This is a genomic window from Streptomyces sp. NPDC002643 (assembly GCF_053592555.1).
Window position 1 is genome coordinate 142,352 of the sequence record NZ_JBSFVY010000019.1, and the last position, 17,193, is coordinate 159,544.

Here is a 17,193-nt window from a genome sequence, read left to right on the forward strand (position 1 = left end):
TGCGGTGCACGGAACACGCGCAAGGACCGATCAACCGACCGATATCCGACGACCGATATCCGACCGACCGACACTCGACCGACCGGTATTCAACTGACCGACACCGACAGCAGCGAGAGGTGATCGATGGGCGTCGCGGGTTCCACCGGGCCGGTGATGGACCGGGACGAGGTGGACCGTGCGCTTGCGCGGCTCGGCGCGGAGCACGAGGCCATCGAGACCTCGCTGCTCGCCCTCCAGGACCACGCGGGCCGCAGGCTGTTGGAGGGCGCCGAACTGACCGGCGTCACCAAGGAACGCTGGGAGTCCACGGAGGCGTCGATCACGCTGCTGTGGGCCTACTTCGACGCGTACACGGACGCCCTGCGCGGCGCCCGGGAGATCCGTTCGCGCCGCCGCTGGTCCAGCCGTGAGGACCTGGCGGAGCTGACCGAGCTGCTGCGCGGCCAGGCCGTCACGGTCGCCGGCTCGGCCACCGCCATGGCGAACGCGCCGACACTGCGGGGCGCGGGCCGCCTCAGCGAGCAGTTCTCGCTGGCCGCCCTGGTGGACCGGATGAACGACCTGTACGCGTCCTCGCTGGACATGGTCGTGGCGGCCGACGCGGTGTGGTCCGCGCTGCCCGCCCGTATCGACCTGTTGTCCGCCGAGCTCCAGCGCACCCGCCAACTCGCGCACTCCGTGGGCGTACGCCCCGGTGAACACCCCTCGGGCGACGACCTGGAGCGGATCACCCGCACCCTGACCGGACTCCGTGAGCAGGTCGTCTCCGATCCGCTGGCCTTCTGGCTGCCGACGCCCGGCAGTTCGGCCCCCGGCGGCGGCCGTCCGGACACCTCGTCGTACGACCGTGAGGCGCGCGCCCTGGACGACGTACGGCGGGAGATCGAGGCGGTGTTGACGGTCCGGCAGGACGCGGAGGCCCGGCTGGTGAAACTGCGGGACGTGCTCAGCCGCGCCGACCGTACGCTCGCCGAGGCGCGGCTCGCGCGCGGTGAGGTGCTGGCGAAGATCGCCGCGACCGAGGTGCCCGTGGTGAGCGGCCCGCCGACCGTGCTGCAGGAGCAGTTGGCGATGGCCGCCGAGTACAGAAGACATGCCCAGTGGCACCGGCTGTCACCGCTGCTGGAGTCCCTTGAGCAGAAGGCGGACGACGAACTGCTGCGCGCCCGCGAGTCGTTGACGGCGGTCACCGCGCCGCTGGCCGTGCGCGCCGAGCTGCGCGGCCGACTCGACGCGTACAAGGCGAAGGTCGCCCGGTTCGGCTTCGCGGAGGACTCGCTGCTGGTGGAGCGGTACGACGTGGCGCGTCGCATGCTGTGGAGCGCGCCCTGCGATCTGCGCGTCGCCGAGCAGGCCGTCCTGCGCTACCAGCAGGCGGCGGCCGAGCTGCTCGGCCAGTCGGTGCCCGCGCAGCGGGCGCCCCAGGACCGGAGGGGGGAGGAATCGTGAGTCAGCCGGACGAGAGCCGGACGGGCGCACGGACAGGCGCACAGACGGGCCAGGAGACAGGCGGACAGACCGGCGGCGAGACGGGCGGGCAGGGTCCGCAGCGGCCGTGCCAGCGGCCCGGCTGCGAGGGATCGTACGAGGACGTCGGTGGCGGCGAGCTGTACTGCGACACCTGCGGTCTGGCGCCGGTGGTCTCGCCCGACGGCATGGTGGCCTCCCCGCCGACCGGGATCACCGGCGGCGGCCGGGACTCACGGGGCTCCGGCTCCGGCGGCTCCTCGCGCGCCTCCCGGCCGTCCTCGCGCTCCTCGCAGTCCCGCCGCTCGGTCTCCGGGCGCCTCTCGCGCGCCCTGTCGGGCAAGTCGACGGGCCGCTCGGTGTCGGTCCGCAGCTCCGGCAAGACCGCGGCCTCATCGGGCCGGGCCCGGCTGGGCGTTGGCCTGGTCCAGGTGCCGGACGTACCGCGTCCGGACCCGCGTTCGATGGTGCTGGAGACCGCCGAGGTGCCCGAGCGCAAGCGGTTCTGCTCGCGCTCCGACTGCGGGGCGCCGGTGGGGCGGGCGCGCGGTGACCGGCCGGGGCGCACGGAGGGCTTCTGCACCAAGTGCGGCCACCCGTACTCCTTCGTGCCGAAGCTGCACACCGGTGACATCGTGCGCGGCCAGTACGAAGTGGTGGGCTGTCTCGCGCACGGCGGGCTCGGCTGGATCTATCTCGCGATAGACAGGGCGGTCTCGGACCGCTGGGTCGTGCTGAAAGGCCTCCTCGACACCGGGGACCAGGACGCGATGGCCGCCGCGATCTCCGAGCGCCGCTTCCTCGCCGAGATCGAACACAACAACATCGTCCGCATCTACAACTTCGTCGAACATCTCGACCAGCGCACCGGCTCGCTGGACGGGTACATCGTCATGGAGTACGTCGGCGGCAAGTCCCTCAAGGAGATCGCCAACGGCCGTCGCACGGCGGACGGCCGGCGCGATCCACTGCCGGTCGAACAGGCGTGCGCGTACGGCATCGAGGCGCTGGAGGCTCTCGGCCATCTCCACAGCCGCAACCTGCTGTACTGCGACTTCAAGGTCGACAACGCCATCCAGACCGAGGACCAGCTCAAGCTGATCGACATGGGCGCGGTGCGCAGGATGGACGACGAGGAGTCGGCCATCTACGGCACGGTCGGCTACCAGGCCCCCGAAGTCGCCGACGTGGGCCCGTCCGTGGCCTCCGACCTCTACACCGTCGCCCGCACCCTCGCCGTCCTCACCTTCGACTTCCAGGGCTACACGAATGTCTTCGTCGACTCCCTGCCCGACCCCGACAACCTTGAGGTCTTCCGCCAGTACGAGTCCTTCTACCGGCTGCTGGTCCGCGCGACGGACCCCGACCCGGCCCGCCGCTTCGCCTCCGCCCAGGAGATGTCCGAGCAGCTGACAGGTGTGCTGCGGGAGGTCGTCTCACTGCAGACGGGGCGTGCGCGGCCGGCGCTGTCGACACTGTTCGGGCCCGAACTGAAGGTCACCGACACGGAGTTGTTCGCCGAGTTGGACGGGGAGGTGTCGCGGCTGGGGGTGCGGGCCGTCGGGGAAGGGCGGGGGGTGCGGCGGGGGAAGGCGGGGGTGCGGGCGCGGAACGAACGTTCGCTTTCGGGGGCGGTTGCCGTGAACGAACATTCGCTTTCGGGCGGGGCTGTCGTGAGCGAACGTTCGTTTTCCCACAGTCAGGCTTCCGCGAGCGAACGTTCGCTTTCCCACGGGGGGCAAGCTTCCGCGAGCGAACGTTCGTTTTCCAGCCCCGCCCAGCTCACCAAACCCCTCGACACCGCTGCCGCCGCTCTCGCGCTGCCCGTCCCCCGCGTGGACCCGGGCGACCCGAACGCCGGGTTCCTGGCGGGGCTCATCGCCTCGGCGCCCGCCGAGTTGATCACCGCGTTGCACGCGGCGCCCACCGGGTCGCTGGAGTTGCGGCTGCGGGAGCTGCGGGCGCGGCTGGAGATGGGCGAGTTCACCATCGCGCTGAGCACACTGGACGCGCTGGAGCGGGACCACCCCGACGACTGGCGGGTGGTCTGGTACCGGGGCGTGGCCGCGCTCGCGACCGGCGACCACGAGAACGCGGCGCTGTCCTTCGACGCGATCTACGACGCCTTTCCGGGCGAGCCGGCCCCCAAGCTGGCCCTCGGTCTGTGCGCCGAGGTGCTGGGGCAGATGGACAACGCCGCCGAGTACTACCGGCTGGTGTGGACGACCGACCCCAGCTATGTCAGCGCCGCCTTCGGCCTCGCCCGGGTCCGCCTGACCGCCGGGGACCGGCAGAACGCCGTACGCACCCTGGAGACCGTTCCGGAGGCGTCCATCCACTACACCGCGGCCCGGGTCGCCGCCGTACGGGCCCGGCTGCGGCACCGCGCGGAGACCACGGCCGAGGGTGTGCCCGATACTCCGTTCCTCGACGATCTGGTCGCCGCCGCGGGCCAGATCGAGGCGCTCGGCGGATACGGTCTGGACGCGGTGCGCCGCGAGCAGTTGTCCACAGAGGTCCTTGGCTGTGCCCTGGACTGGGTACTCTCCGGTGCCCAGGGGGCCTCGTCCCCGGCGGACGCCGGGCGGGTGCTGCTCGGCAGCGCCCTGGACGAGCGTGGCCTCCGCTTCGGCCTGGAGCGCTCGTACCGCACGCTGGCCCGGCTCGCGCAGGGCGGCGAGGAGAGGATCGACCTGGTGGAACGTGCCAACCGTTACCGCCCCCGGACGTGGGTGTAGTTCATGTCGCAGATGCCCCAGCCGACCGCGCTGACGAAGTGCCCGATCTGCGAGTGGCCGCTCGCCTCGGACGACCGCTTCTGCGGTGCGTGCGGACACGATCTCTCCGTGGCGCCCGCGCAGCGGGAGGACCACCCGACCATCGCCCTGAACGGCACGGCCGGCGCCGCCCCGGACGAGGCCGCGCCCATGGCCTGGCCCGTCGCCTCCGAGCCGAGCGCGGGGACGACCCCGCCGGTGGTCCTGCCCACCGACCTCCAGGGCACCGAGTCCGGCGGCGGCGAACTACCGGGCCCCGGGCGGGGCGTACGGTTCGACCGGCCCCGTGAGCCCGAGGACTACCCGCTGGCCGCGCCCCAGCCGCCGGACCCGCGCACCGCCGAGCCGACCGCACCGCCGCCGCCCGGGACGAAGCTGTGCGTGGCCTGCCGGGCCGGCCATGTCGACCGGGACGGCTACTGCGAGAACTGCGGACACGCCCAGCCGCGTGAACGCGACCACATGGAGCTGGAGTTGGGCGCCGTCGCCGCGGTCAGCGACCGGGGTCTGCGCCACCACCGCAACGAGGACGCGTTCGCGATCTCCTCCACCGCGCTGCCCGACGGCTCGCCGGCGGTCGTCGCGATCGTCTGCGACGGCGTGTCGTCCGCGACCCGCCCCGACGACGCCTCCATGGCCGCCGCGCACGCCGCCAACGAGACGCTCCTCGAAGCCCTGCCGCGCGGCACGCATCCGCAGCAGGCCATGCACGACGCGATCGTCGCCGCCGCGCGCGCCGTCAACGCCCTCGCCGACGAGCCCCGGACGGCCGCCGAGCACGCCCCGCACCAGAACGCGCCGGCGTGCACGATCGTCGGCTCCGTGGTGACCCCCAGCCTGCTCGTCGTCGGGTGGGTCGGCGACAGCCGCGCCTACTGGGTCCCCGTCGACCGCTCCGCGCCCTCGGCACGCCTCACCGAGGACGACTCCTGGGCGGCGCAGATGGTGGCCAACGGCCTGATGAGCGAGGCCGAGGCGTACGCCGACGAGCGCGCCCACGCGATCACCGGCTGGCTCGGCGCGGACGCGTACGAACTGGAGCCGCACACCGCTTCGTTCAAGCCGGACCGGCCGGGTGCGGTGGTGGTGTGCACCGACGGGCTGTGGAACTACGCGGAGGCGGCACAGGAGATGGCCGAGGCCGTGCCCCTCGACGCGGCGGCGCGTCCGCTGCACTGCGCCCAGGTTCTGGTGGGCCGGGCCCTCGACGGTGGTGGCCACGACAACGTAACAGTGGCCGTCCTGCCGTTCCCGGCCCCTCCCCAGGGGGCAGGATCGGCCTGAGAGAACTCATGGGCGGGGAGGCCGCCGCACAGCGGTGCGTCCTCCCCCTGCCCGTGGACTCCTCGGCGGCCGGACGGGACGGCCGACGGACCGGAGGGGACCGGTCCGGACACGGGCACGCACAGTCGTCACCCCACGTGCTGTGGGGCCACTAGGGGGATCAGGGTAGGCATGGCCAATTTCTCGAAGTCGAACGTGCCGCAGTTCTCGGTGGACGTGTACCAGAACGAGTACCTGCCGGAGGGCGGCCGCGAGGTCAACGCCATCGTGACGGTCTCGGCGACCGGCGGGGGCACCATCGGCAGCGCGGTCACCGCGCCGCACCTGTACTCGCCCGGCCAGGGCCCCTCCGCCGCCGTGGCGATCATGGTCGACTGCTCGGGGTCGATGGACTATCCGCCGACCAAGATGCGCAACGCCCGTGACGCCACCGCCGCCGCGATCGACACCTTGCGTGACGGAGTTCACTTCGCGGTGATCGACGGCACCCATGTGGCCCGCGAGGTCTACCCCGGCGGCGGTCGGCTCGCCGTCGCCGATGCCTCCACCCGTGACCAGGCCAAACAGGCGCTGCGCAGGCTCAGCGCGGGCGGCGGCACCGCGATCGGTACGTGGCTGAAGCTCGCCGACCGCCTCCTCGCCTCCGCCGATGTCGCCATCCGCCACGGCATCCTGCTCACCGACGGCCGCAACGAGCACGAGTCGCCCGAGGATCTGAAGGCCGCGCTGGACGCCTGTGCCGGACGGTTCACCTGTGACGCGCGTGGAGTGGGCACCGACTGGGAGGTCAAGGAGGTCACCCAGATCGCGTCCGCGTTGCTCGGCACGGCTGACATCGTCGCCGACCCGGCCGCCCTGTCCGCCGACTTCACACAGATGATGGAGGCGACCATGGGCAAGGAGGTCGCCGATGTCGCGCTGCGCCTGTGGACACCGGTCGGTACGCGGATCAAGTTCGTGAAGCAAGTGGCGCCCAGCGTCGAGGACTTGACCGACCGTCGCACGGAGGCCGGCCCGCGCGCCGGGGACTATCCGACGGGCTCGTGGGGAGATGAGTCCCGTGACTACCACGTGTGCGTCGAGGTCCCGCCTGCCTCGCTCAACCAGGAGATGCTCGCCGCCCGCGTCTCCCTGGTGATCCCCCAGCCTGGGGGCACCTCCCGCTCGAGCGGAGCCGAGAGTGGGGGAGGCACCGCCCAGAACCTCGGCGCCCAGGGTCTGGTGAAGGCCGTCTGGACCGACGACATGGTCGCGTCCACCTCGATCAACCCCCAGGTCGCGCACTACACAGGTCAGGCCGAACTGGCGCAAGTCATTCAACAGGGGCTTGATGCACGCAAAGCGGGCGATATGGACGGAGCAACGGCCAAGCTGGGCCGAGCCGTTCAGCTCGCCAGCGCGTCGGGGAACGCGGATACTGCGAAACTGCTTGCGAAGGTGGTGGACGTGGTCGACGCGGCGACAGGTACTGTGCGACTGAAGGCGAAGGTCACGGAGGCGGACGAGATGACTCTTGAGACGCGGTCCACAAAGACTGTTCGTGTAAAGAAGTAGAGAAGTGCCGAGTAGTACAGAAGTGCCGAGAACGAACCAGTAGTACCCGTAACACCCGCAGTACTCGCAGTACTCGCAACACCCGTAACACCCGTAACACCCGTAGCACACGCAGTAACCGGAACGTACCGCTGCACGTCAGCCCGGCTCCCCCACCGGGGGCCCGGAGCGAACCGGCCACACCGGCCCGTCGCGGCCACAACAACCGGCCGAGGGGCCGAAAGGAGAGGGGGAAGCGCCGACATGCCGACCTGCCCGAACGGACACCAGTCGGGTTCCGACGACTGGTGCGAGGTCTGCGGTCACCGTATGGCCGGTGCCGTGCCCCCGCCGCCGCCTCCACCGCCGCCGCCCCCGGGCGCCGGTTACGGTTACCCGCCGCCCGGCTCGCCTCCCCCGCCCCCCGGAGGCCCTGGCGGTCCCGGCGGCGCGCGCCCGCATCTCGGTGCCGAGCCGGAGCTCTGCCCGCAGTGCCGCACGCCCCGTGAAGGCGGTGCGCCCTTCTGCGAGGAGTGCCGCTGGAACTTCCTCACCAATACGGCGACGACCTACACCCCGGCCGCGCCGCGCCCGCCCGCTCCGGGCCCCGGGGGGCCGGGTGGTCCTGGCGGTCCCGGTCCCGGTGGCGGTCCGGGTGGGGGCGGCCCGGGTGGCGGTCCGGGCGGGAACCCGGCGCTCCGCTTCCAGCAGCCGCCTCCGCCCTCCTACGGCGGTGACGCCTACGACTACCAGGGCTCCCGCCCCTCCCAGGTGAACCGCCCGGCCGAACCGATCCCGCCGAGCCCGCCGTTCGGGGACGGGCCGGGGGGACAGGGTGGGGTCGGTGGACCTGGCGGACCTGGCGGCCGGGACGGGTTTCCCGGTCCGGGTGGCCCCGGTGGGCCTGGCGGACGCGACGGCTTCCCCGGTCCCGGTGGGCCCGGCGGCCCGGCGGGCGGTCCCGGTGGGCGTGACGGCTTCCCCGGTCCCGGCGGCCCCGGTGGCTCGGCGGGTGGACCCGGTGGACCTGGTGGTCGGGATGGCTTCTCTGGTCCCGGTGGGCCCGGCGGGCGTGAAGGTTTCCCCGGCCCGGGTGGGCCCGGCGGCCCCGGTGGGCGTGACGGCTTCCCCGGCCCCGGTGGCCCCGGCGGCCAGGCCGGTCCCGGTGGCCCCGCGCGGCCCGGCGGTCCGCCGGCGTTCGGCGGTGACCCCTCGCGGCCCGGTGGCCCCTCCGGCTTCGGCGGCGATCCGTCCCGTCCGGTCCCGCCCCCGCCCGGCCCGACGCCGGGTGCGGCGGGTGGCCCCGGAGGTCCTGGCGGGCCCGGCGGCCTGCCCGGCCGTGGCGGTCCGGGCGGTCCCGGTGGCCCTGGTGGTCCCGGTGGTGGCCCGGCGGGCGGGGCGCCCCAGGCGTTCCAGCAGTCGGCTCCGCCGGCTCCCCCCTCGTTCCCGCAGGAGACCGGACGCCCTGGTGGCCCCGGCGGTCCGGGCGGCCCCGCCTTCGGGGGCGACGACGACTGGGTGATCTCCCCGCCGTCCTCGGGCCCCGGCGGCCATGGTGGTCCGGGCGGCCCCGGTGGTCCCGGCTCCGCCGGAGCGCGTCCCGGCGGCTACGGCTACCCGCAGCCCGGTGTCACCCAGGCCCCGCCCGGCCCCGCGTACCCGCAGGCGCCGTCGACCTGGAGCGCGACCATCGGCCCGGACCGCGAGTACTTCATGGCGATGATGCACCGCTCGGGCCCCGAGGCCGCCGGCCTGAACCTGCCCGCGTACTCCCCCGAGCAGCACCGCACCCTCACCGGCAACCAGATCACCATCGGCCGCCGCCGGCACTCCACCGGCGACACCCCCGACATCGATCTGTCGGTGCCGCCGGAGGACCCGGGTGTCTCGCACCAGCACGCCGTGCTCGTGCAGCAGCCGGACGGCAGCTGGGCGGTCGTAGACCAGAACTCCACCAACGGCACCACGGTCAACGGCTCGGAGGAACCCATCCAGCCTTTCGTCCCGGTCCCCCTCCAGGACGGCGACCGCGTCCACGTGGGCGCCTGGACGACGATCACCATCCGCCGGGGCTGACCCGGCGGAGCGGAGCGCTCGGCAGCGGTCGTGACGGACCGGCACTGGCCCGTCCCGACCGGCACCGGTCCGTCCCGACCGGTGCCGGGACACCTCGAACCGTCAGGGCAGGGGCCAGGAGTAAGCCCCCTCCGGGTCGTCCAGCCAGGCCCAGGAACGCTCGCCGCTGACGGTGATCCCATAGCGCTCGCGCGACGGCATGCCCTCCCGCTGCCACAGCGCGAGCGCCTCGTGCGGGTCGAGGCTGCTCGCCGTCAGGGCCAGCAGGAACCGGAAGAGATCGTGCTCCCTGGCCCGGCGCGGCAGCCCGCCCAGATGCGGACGCACCGCCTCCGGCTCGTCCCCGCCCCCGCGCAACGGCACGAAGAACGCCGACGTGTGCAGAAAACGCCCCTCCGCGTGCTCGGCATCCCCCACCAGCAGCCGGACCAGCCCCGTCGCGAACGGCGTCAGAATCCGTCCCCCGGGTGTGCACTGGGCGAGCCAGGCGCGCGGAACCGACCGCAGTGTGCAGGTCGCGATGATCCGGTCGAACGGCGCACGCTCGGGCACCCCGCGCGCCCCGTCCCCCGTGACCACGGTCGGGTGGTACCCGGCGGCCTCCAGATGTGTGCGCGCCGCCTCCGTGATGTCCGTGTCCAGGTCGACCGTCGTGACCAGGTCGTCGCCCAGCCGATGGGCGAGCAGAGCCGCGTTGTAACCGGTCCCCGCCCCGATCTCCAGCACCCGGTTGCCGTCCTCCACCTCCAACTCGGCCAGCATCTTCGCCATCAGCGATGGCTGGCTGCTGGACGAGATCAGCTCCCCGTCCCGCACCCGCGTGGCCAGCGGAGCGTCCGCGTAGGCGCCGCGCACCCAGCGCTCACGCCGTCTGGGGTCGCGCTCCTCGCCCCACAGCCGCTCGAAGCCCGTCACACCGCTGACGTAGTAGTACGGCACGAAGAGATGGCGCGGCACCGCCTCGAACGCCTCCCGCCATCGCGGGTCGGCGTCCCATGCCCCGCTCGCCTCGATCTCCCGCACCAGCGCCGAACGGGCCTCGGCGGCGACCCGCTCCAGGCCGTGATCCACAGCGTGCGTGCCCATGTCTCCACTGTGCTGCGCGACGCCCCTGGAGGCGAGCGCCACACCCGCCCGTTCCGGAATCGCCCACCCCGTTCCCCTCCTCCCACCGCGTACGGCACCTTCCGTGGTCCTAAGCCTTGAGTCCTCCGCCCACCCGTCTGAGACCATGGGCTACGTGAAAGAGATTCGGCGGGGCACACTTCAGGAACAGACCTTCTACGAGCAGGTCGGCGGCGAGGAGACCTTCCGGCGCCTCGTGCGCCGTTTCTACGAGGGTGTCGCCGAGGATCCCATCCTGCGGCCCATGTACCCCGAGGAGGACCTGGGTCCGGCCGAGGAGCGCCTGGTGCTGTTCCTGATGCAGTACTGGGGCGGCCCCACCACCTACAGCGAGAACCGCGGCCACCCCCGCCTCCGTATGCGCCACGCCCCCTTCGTCGTCGACCGCGCCGCACACGACGCCTGGCTGAAGCACATGCGCGACGCCGTCGACGAGCTGAACCTCTCCGAGGAACACGAGCACACGCTCTGGAACTACCTCACCTACGCGGCCGCCTCGATGGTGAACGCTCCCGGCTGAGCACCCGGGGTATTGACGCACCCCGACCCCGATGTCATGGTTACGGGCAACAAGACATCAGACGTCTGACGTAAGACATCTGACCCTCAGGCCCAGAGCCGATCTCAGACCTGAGACCAAGACATCTGACATCTGACATCAGATATCTGAGGTACCTGTCGAGGCCGCCGCACCCACCCCGTACGGTGACTCCGACATCCGTATACGCCCGCCCGCCGGAGGCCCGAAGATGTCGCTCTCCGAAGAACTCGCCGAGCGCCTGCTCAGCGAGATCATCGACGGCACCCACCCGCCCGACTCCGCCCTCCCCCCGGAGGGCGAGCTCGCCGAGCAGTCCGCCGTGAGCCGGCTGACGGTCCGCGAGGCCGTCAAGCAACTCCGGGCCCAGAACGTGGTGCGCGTCGTACGCGGCCGGGGCACGTACGTGAACCCACCGGACCGGTGGACGGCGCTGGAGCCGGTCGTACGCGCCGCGTCCCACGCCTCCCACGCCTCGCTCTCCGAGCGGCTCATCGAGGCCAGGCGCCTCATCGAGAACGGCGCCACCGAACTGGCCGCCGTGCGCCGCGACGAGACCCACCTCGCGGAGCTGCGGGAACACCTCGCCACCATGCGGGAGGCGGCGGACGAGGCCGACACGGAGAAGTTCGTGCAGGCCGACATCGACTTCCACGCCACGGTGATGAGGGCGACGGGCAACCTCTTCGTCCCCCTCCTCTTCGAACCCTTCGGTGCCCTCCTCGCCGAGGGCCGCCGCGAGACGTCCGCGATCCCCCAGATCCGCGTCAACGCCATAGCCCACCACGAAGCGGTCCTCAAGGCCCTGGAGTCCGGCGACCCCGACAGGGCCCGCGAAGCGATGAACGCCCACATGAGCCAAACGGCGACGGACTACAGAACCCACGTGGTGAAGCCGTCCGAGTAACACCCGAAAGACCCCTCACGCAGCCGCAGGCAATCGCGCCACTCACGTAGCCGCAGGCAGCCGTTCCGCTCACGCAGCTGCGGTCAGCCGGACCACTGAGGCAGCGCCCACCCAAACAGGGCCCACCTCCCAGCCGACGTAGCTACGGGCAGGCGCGCCGCAAGGGGCGGCACCCATCCCAAAGAGAGCCGCACCCCGCAAGCGCGAGCAAGCCCCCCACCCCACAGCAACCCCCGCCCACAGCACCTTCACCACCCTCCCGCGCCCTCACGCGCCCCACCCCGCCCCACCGCACCCTCCTCCCTCCCCCAGGACCCGCCATGCCCCTACCCCGTCACGCCCTCCCAGAGTCCGAAGTGCTCCACAATGCCCCACCTGTAAGAAATGTCTCCCCGGCCGAGGTAGCCACCCGCCTACGCTCGGCCCCCCGCCTAGCCGTACTCGACGACGACCCCACCGGCACCCAGACCATCAAGGACATCCCGGTCCTCACCACCTGGTCCGTCGAAGACCTCCGCTGGGCCCTCCGCCAGAACACCCCCGCCTTCTTCGTCCTCACCAACACCCGCAGCCTCTCCCCCCAGGACGCCGCGACCCGCAACCGCGAGGTCGCCCGCGCCCTCCACGAGGCATCCCTCGCCGAGAACATCCCCTACGCCATCGCCTCCCGGGGCGACTCCACCCTCCGCGGCCACTTCCCCCTCGAAACCGACGTCCTCGCCGAGGAGTTGACGGCATTCGGCGCCGCCCCCGACGGCGTCGTCCTCGTCCCCGCCTACATCGAGGCCGGGCGCCTGACCATCGACTCGACCCACTGGATGCGCACCCCGGACGGCCTGCTCCCGGTCGGCGAGAGCGAGTTCGCGAGGGACGCCACCTTCGGCTACACCTCCTCCTCCCTCCCCGACTGGGTCGAGGAGAAGACCAAGGGCCGCACCCCCGCCGACCAGGTCCTCCGCATCACGCTCACCGATCTGCGCACCGGCGGCCCCACCCATGTCGCCGCCCGTCTGGCCACGCTGCGCGGCGGCGCCACGGCGGTGGTCGACGCGGTCTGCGACGACGACCTCCGCGTCCTGGCCCTCGCCCTGGCCGAGGCCGAGGAGAACGGCACCCGCCTCCTCTACCGAGTGGGCCCCTCCTTCGTCCGCGCCCGCGCCGGCCAGCCCGCCCACGCCCCGCTCACCACCGCCGAACTCCGCCCCCTACGCGCCCCCGACGCCCCGCACGGCCTGATCGTCGTCGGCTCCCATGTCTCCCTCACCACCCGCCAGCTGAACCACCTCCGCGCCACCACCGACCACCTCGCCGAACACGAACTCGACGTCACCCGACTCCTCGACCCGGCCCACCGGGACGAACACATCCACGAGATCGCCGACAGGGCGGCGGCCACCCTCACCACGGCCGACACCGTCATCCGCACCACCCGCACGGTCGTCACCGCCACCGACCCAGACGAGAGCCTCGCCATCTCCCGCAGTGTCTCCGCCGCGCTCGTCGAGACGGTCCGTCTGATCACGGCGGTCCGCCACCCCGCGTTCGTCATCGCCAAGGGCGGCATCACCTCCAGCGACACCGCCACCCACGGCCTGGAGATCCGCCGCGCCTGGGCCCGGGGCACCCTCCTCCCCGGCATCGTCTCCCTCTGGCAGCCGGTCGACGGCCCCGCCACCGGCGTCCCCTACATCGTCTTCGCCGGAAACGTCGGCACCGACGAGGCCCTCACCGACGCCCTCACCCTCCTGAGAAACGCCACCTGACACCCCCGGCGGCCCCACCGCACCCACACCCCGCCACAACGCACGACCGCTCCCCAGCCCCCACTCTCTCCCCTCCCCTCCCCTCCCCAGAAAGGCCCTCCCGATGACCCCCCGTCCCCACACCGCAGTGATCGGCCTGGGTGCCATGGGCCTCCCCATGGCCACCCGCCTCGCCGCCCACCTCCCGGTCACGGCCTTCGACGTGGCCGAAGCCCGCCTAGCCCACCTCACCTCCGTCGGCGGCACCGCGGCCGCGACCCCCGCCGAAGCAGCCCGTGACGCCGATGTCGTCCTCCTGGCCGTCCGCGACCAGCAGCAGGTGGACGCCGCCCTCTTCGGCGAGGACGGCGCCGCCGAGACCCTCCGCCCCGGCGCCACCGTCATCCTCACCAGCACCGTCGGCCCTGAGGCCGCCCGCACCACGGCCACCCGCCTCGCGGAACACGGCGTCCGCACGGTCGACGCCCCGGTCAGCGGCGGCCCCGTGCGCGCCGGCGACGGCGATCTGCTGATCGTCGTCGGCGCCGACGACAACGCCCTCGCCCTGGCCCGCCCCGTCCTGGACCTCCTGGCCTCCACCCTCACGGTCGTGGGACGGCACCCCGGCGACGGCCAGTCCCTGAAGGCGATCAACCAACTCCTCGCCGGCGTCCACATCGCCGCCGCCGCCGAGGCCATCGCCCTCGCCCGAGGTCTCGGTCTCGACCCGCGGACGGTCGTGGACAGCCTCCGTCACGGCGCCGCAGGCTCCTTCATGTTCGGTGATCGCGGGCCCCGCATGGTCGAGACGTACGAGAGCGACATCGCCCCCGAGGTGAAGTCCCGCCTCGACATCTTCGTGAAGGACATGGGCATCGTCACCGGCATCGCGAAGGACGCCCATGTGCCCGTCCCGCTCGCCTCGGCCGCCCAGCAGCTCTACCTCCTCGGCGAGGCCGCCGGCCTGGCCGCCCACGACGACTCCTCGGTCGTCACCGTCCTCTCCCCGAAGCCCGCCACGTCCCCCGAGCCTGTCCAGAACGGTTCTCCAGAAGGAGGCACCCGATGAGCCACACCGCCCTTCTCCTCATAGCCGCCGTCGGCGTCGCCACCCTCCTTCTCCTCATCCTCCGCGCCAAGGTCCAGCCCTTCGTCGCCCTGGTCGTGGTCTCCATCGGCGTCGCCCTCGCCGCAGGCGTCCCGGCCGCCGACCTGGTGAAGACCATCGAGGAGGGCATGGGGTCCACCCTCGGCCACATCGCCACGATCATCGCCCTCGGCGCCATGATCGGCCGGATCATCGAACTCTCCGGCGGCGCGGCCGCGTTCGCCCACTCCCTCATCGACCGCTTCGGCTCCAGACGCACTCCGCTCGCCCTGACCGTCGCCGGCTTCGTCCTCGGCATCCCGGTCTTCTTCGAGGTCGGCCTGATCATCCTGATGCCGATCGCGTACGGCGTCGCCCGCGCCTCCCGCAAGCCGCTGCTGATCTACGCCCTGCCGATGGGCGCGGCGATGCTCACCGTGCACGCCTTCCTGCCTCCGCACCCCGGCGCGGTCGCCGTCACCCAGGCCATCGGCGCCGACCAGGGCCTGGTCCTCCTCCTCGGCATCCCGGTCACCGCCGTGGTGGTCCTGCTCGGCCACCTGATCTCCCGCCGTATGACGCGCCGCGAGTACCCGATGGACCCGGCCGTGTACGCGGAGGTCTACGGCGAGGAGTCCTCTCCCGAGACCACCGACGGTACCGACGGTTCCGCCCCCGCTCTCGCCCCAGGAGCCCCCGGGGCCACCGGCGGCCCGGCCACCGCCTTGTCCCGCGCGGACGACGGCCACGGCACCGCCGTCCTCACCAGGTCCGCCGCCCCGACGACCGCCGACCACGGCCAAGGCCAGGACCCGGCCCTGCGCCCGCCCTCCTTCGCCATGGTCCTCGCCCTGATCGTCACGCCCATCCTGCTGATCCTGGCCGGCACCCTGGGCCAGAACCTCCTCCCCGAGGGCGCCCCCTTCCGCGCCGTCCTCACCGTCCTCGGCGCCCCGATGGTCGCCCTCCTCATCGATGTGGCCCTGTGCGCCTACCTCCTCGGCGCCCGCCGAGGCTGGGACCGCGCCCATATCGCCAGTGTGATGGGCTCCGCTCTCCCCTCCGTCGCCATGGTGATCCTCGTGGCGGGCGCGGGCGGTGTCTTCGGCAAGGTGCTGGTGGCGAGCGGTATCGGTGACGCGATCGCCGATGTCCTGGACCGCACGGGCCTGCCCGCCCTGGTCCTCGCCTTCCTGATGGCGCTGACCCTGCGCGCCGCCCAGGGCTCCACGACCGTGGCCCTGATCACCACGGCCGGCATCCTCACCCCGCTCCTGGAACGCGCCGACCTGTCCACGCCCCAGCTCTCCCTGGTCGCCCTGGCGATGGGCGCGGGCGGCCTGGCGGTCTCGCACATCAACGACGCCGGCTACTGGATGTTCACCAAGCTCGCCGGCCTCGACGTGGCGAGCGGCCTGCGCACCTGGACGGTCCTGACGACCGTCATGGGCCTCATCGGTTTCGGCCTGACGGCCGCCCTCTGGCCGCTCGTTTAACCGGGGCCGGCGGCCGGCCCAGGCCGACCGCCACCAGAGTCGGCGGCCGACCGGCGTCAGCGGACGCTGACGTCCAACGCCCCGAGTCCCGCCCTGCGTACGGCGATCGAACCGTACGGCGTACGCAGCCTGAGCCACGCGCCCGACGAGAAGAGCCCGAGCGGCGCCTCGTCGGGCGCTTGCGTGTCGCCTCGGGGGCGGAGGAAGCCCAGCGACTGGGCCGCGTGCACGGCCCGTACCGGAAGCCGTGTGTCCCCGACCGGCCGGGACCAGATCTCCCGCCCGATCCGGTCGAGTTCGGCCCGGGTACGCCGATCGGGTGCCAACTCCTCGGTGCGGGACCGGAATTCGGCGACCACCTCGGCGACCGCCGCCCGCAACGCGTCCGGCGCGGGCAGTCCCGTCTCGCGCCGCCAGCCGCCGCGCGGGGGCAGTACCCCGGCCCACGGCGGCCCGGTGACGGTGGCCGGTACGACCGCCGTGGCCGCCGGCTCGTCGATGGACTCCAGCAGTTCACCCGCGGACACGGTCACGTCGAGGGTGACGTCGAGCCCGTTCTCGTACGGTTTGGCGAGCCGTACCGTGCGGATCGCCAGGACCTCGAAGGAGGGTGGCCGGCCGAAGACGGCCAGTGCGGTGCCGGCAGCCTGGAGGCGCACCGCGGCTCCACGGTCGTAGTGGAGCAGCCGGGAGAGGAAGGCCGCGAAGTCCGCCGCCTCCCCCTCGTCGGCGAGGTGGAGCACCGTCATGCGGCGACGGCCTCCTCCTCGTCGTCCGTGTACTCCTGGAGGAACTCCCGTTCCTCGGAGGTGATCCGGCGGGGCCGCTGCCGCTCGAAGTCGAACGGCACCACCACGGTCGAGGCCCGGACATAGACCTGGTCCGGGTCCTTGACCTCATAGGTGATCGTGAACGACGCCGCCTTTATGTCGGTGACCCACAGCTCTATGTCGACCGGCTGATGGCGGTGGACCAGCTGCCGCTTGTAGTCGATCTCATGGCGTGCCACCACGGACCCCTGCTTGAAGTCCTTCTCCGGGCGGAACAGGAAGTCGATACGGGCCTCCTCCAGATAGCGGAGGAACACCACGTTGTTGACGTGGCCGTACGCGTCCATGTCCGCCCAGCGCAGTGGGCAGCGGTAGATGTGCCGCAAGA

At 72.5% G+C, this 17,193-nt stretch carries 13 protein-coding genes; 10 read left to right on the forward strand and 3 right to left on the reverse strand.

Features of this window, described 5'->3' with window-relative positions:
• Positions 1-126 precede the first annotated feature (126 nt).
• The 5 genes from ACWD4G_RS27650 (at position 127) to ACWD4G_RS27670 (ending at position 9,140) form a co-directional block, all read left to right on the forward strand.
• Positions 127-1,452 (forward strand): hypothetical protein, encoded by a 1,326-nt coding sequence (locus ACWD4G_RS27650; RefSeq protein WP_451297961.1) that lies wholly within the window; start codon positions 127-129, stop codon positions 1,450-1,452.
• Positions 1,449-4,208: a tetratricopeptide repeat protein gene (locus tag ACWD4G_RS27655; RefSeq protein WP_451297963.1), complete on the forward strand. Its 2,760-nt coding sequence runs from the start codon at positions 1,449-1,451 to the stop codon at positions 4,206-4,208. The genes ACWD4G_RS27650 and ACWD4G_RS27655 overlap by 4 nt, the downstream gene beginning before the upstream one ends.
• 3 nt (positions 4,209-4,211) lie before the next feature.
• Positions 4,212-5,531 carry a PP2C family serine/threonine-protein phosphatase gene (locus tag ACWD4G_RS27660; RefSeq protein WP_451297965.1) on the forward strand — a complete coding sequence of 440 codons (1,320 nt, stop codon included), beginning with the start codon at positions 4,212-4,214 and terminating at the stop codon, positions 5,529-5,531.
• A 171-nt stretch (positions 5,532-5,702) separates the two neighbouring features.
• Positions 5,703-7,085 carry a vWA domain-containing protein gene (locus ACWD4G_RS27665; protein WP_451297967.1) on the forward strand — a complete coding sequence of 461 codons (1,383 nt, stop codon included), beginning with the start codon at positions 5,703-5,705 and terminating at the stop codon, positions 7,083-7,085.
• A 243-nt stretch (positions 7,086-7,328) separates the two neighbouring features.
• The gene (locus ACWD4G_RS27670) at positions 7,329-9,140 is read left to right on the forward strand and encodes an FHA domain-containing protein (RefSeq protein WP_451297969.1); all 1,812 of its coding nucleotides are present in this window, start codon (positions 7,329-7,331) and stop codon (positions 9,138-9,140) included.
• Between the two features lie 102 nt (positions 9,141-9,242).
• Here ACWD4G_RS27670 and ACWD4G_RS27675 read toward each other — a convergent pair whose 3' ends face one another.
• Positions 9,243-10,226 carry a methyltransferase domain-containing protein gene (locus ACWD4G_RS27675; protein ID WP_451297971.1) on the reverse strand — a complete coding sequence of 328 codons (984 nt, stop codon included), beginning with the start codon at positions 10,224-10,226 and terminating at the stop codon, positions 9,243-9,245.
• 145 nt (positions 10,227-10,371) lie between these two features.
• Here ACWD4G_RS27675 and ACWD4G_RS27680 point away from each other — a divergent pair, with 145 nt between their 5' ends.
• From ACWD4G_RS27680 to ACWD4G_RS27700, 5 genes are all read left to right on the forward strand, one after another.
• Positions 10,372-10,785 carry a globin gene (locus ACWD4G_RS27680; protein WP_451297973.1) on the forward strand — a complete coding sequence of 138 codons (414 nt, stop codon included), beginning with the start codon at positions 10,372-10,374 and terminating at the stop codon, positions 10,783-10,785.
• A 229-nt stretch (positions 10,786-11,014) separates the two neighbouring features.
• Positions 11,015-11,710: a FadR/GntR family transcriptional regulator gene (locus ACWD4G_RS27685; protein WP_451297975.1), complete on the forward strand. Its 696-nt coding sequence runs from the start codon at positions 11,015-11,017 to the stop codon at positions 11,708-11,710.
• Positions 11,711-12,030: 320 nt separating this feature from the next.
• Positions 12,031-13,473 carry a four-carbon acid sugar kinase family protein gene (locus tag ACWD4G_RS27690; protein WP_451297977.1) on the forward strand — a complete coding sequence of 481 codons (1,443 nt, stop codon included), beginning with the start codon at positions 12,031-12,033 and terminating at the stop codon, positions 13,471-13,473.
• A 103-nt stretch (positions 13,474-13,576) separates the two neighbouring features.
• The gene (locus tag ACWD4G_RS27695; RefSeq protein WP_451297979.1) at positions 13,577-14,521 is read left to right on the forward strand and encodes an NAD(P)-dependent oxidoreductase; all 945 of its coding nucleotides are present in this window, start codon (positions 13,577-13,579) and stop codon (positions 14,519-14,521) included.
• Positions 14,518-16,035, forward strand: coding sequence for a GntT/GntP/DsdX family permease (locus tag ACWD4G_RS27700; protein ID WP_451297981.1), 1,518 nt, complete (start codon positions 14,518-14,520; stop codon positions 16,033-16,035). Before ACWD4G_RS27695 ends, ACWD4G_RS27700 begins: the two co-directional genes overlap by 4 nt.
• A gap of 56 nt (positions 16,036-16,091) precedes the next feature.
• Here ACWD4G_RS27700 and ACWD4G_RS27705 read toward each other — a convergent pair whose 3' ends face one another.
• The gene (locus ACWD4G_RS27705) at positions 16,092-16,784 is read right to left on the reverse strand and encodes a hypothetical protein (protein ID WP_451297983.1); all 693 of its coding nucleotides are present in this window, start codon (positions 16,782-16,784) and stop codon (positions 16,092-16,094) included.
• A complete protein-coding gene (locus tag ACWD4G_RS27710; protein WP_451297985.1) occupies positions 16,781-17,191 on the reverse strand; it encodes an acyl-CoA thioesterase in 411 nt (136 codons plus the stop codon). Before ACWD4G_RS27710 ends, ACWD4G_RS27705 begins: the two co-directional genes overlap by 4 nt.
• Between the last annotated feature and the right edge of the window lie 2 nt (positions 17,192-17,193).

What these genes read in the sequence shown, in the direction of transcription:
- ACWD4G_RS27700 (WP_451297981.1), top strand. Translation starts at nt 14,518, where the DNA reads ATGAGCCACACCGCCCTTCTCCTCATAGCCGCCGTCGGCGTCGCCACC.
- ACWD4G_RS27680 (WP_451297973.1), top strand. Translation starts at nt 10,372, where the DNA reads ATGGGCTACGTGAAAGAGATTCGGCGGGGCACACTTCAGGAACAGACC.
- ACWD4G_RS27675 (WP_451297971.1), bottom strand. Translation starts at nt 10,226, where the DNA reads ATGGGCACGCACGCTGTGGATCACGGCCTGGAGCGGGTCGCCGCCGAG.
- ACWD4G_RS27705 (WP_451297983.1), bottom strand. Translation starts at nt 16,784, where the DNA reads ATGACGGTGCTCCACCTCGCCGACGAGGGGGAGGCGGCGGACTTCGCG.
- ACWD4G_RS27695 (WP_451297979.1), top strand. Translation starts at nt 13,577, where the DNA reads ATGACCCCCCGTCCCCACACCGCAGTGATCGGCCTGGGTGCCATGGGC.
- ACWD4G_RS27665 (WP_451297967.1), top strand. Translation starts at nt 5,703, where the DNA reads ATGGCCAATTTCTCGAAGTCGAACGTGCCGCAGTTCTCGGTGGACGTG.
- ACWD4G_RS27685 (WP_451297975.1), top strand. Translation starts at nt 11,015, where the DNA reads ATGTCGCTCTCCGAAGAACTCGCCGAGCGCCTGCTCAGCGAGATCATC.
- ACWD4G_RS27660 (WP_451297965.1), top strand. Translation starts at nt 4,212, where the DNA reads ATGTCGCAGATGCCCCAGCCGACCGCGCTGACGAAGTGCCCGATCTGC.
- ACWD4G_RS27670 (WP_451297969.1), top strand. Translation starts at nt 7,329, where the DNA reads ATGCCGACCTGCCCGAACGGACACCAGTCGGGTTCCGACGACTGGTGC.
- ACWD4G_RS27650 (WP_451297961.1), top strand. Translation starts at nt 127, where the DNA reads ATGGGCGTCGCGGGTTCCACCGGGCCGGTGATGGACCGGGACGAGGTG.
- ACWD4G_RS27690 (WP_451297977.1), top strand. Translation starts at nt 12,031, where the DNA reads ATGCCCCTACCCCGTCACGCCCTCCCAGAGTCCGAAGTGCTCCACAAT.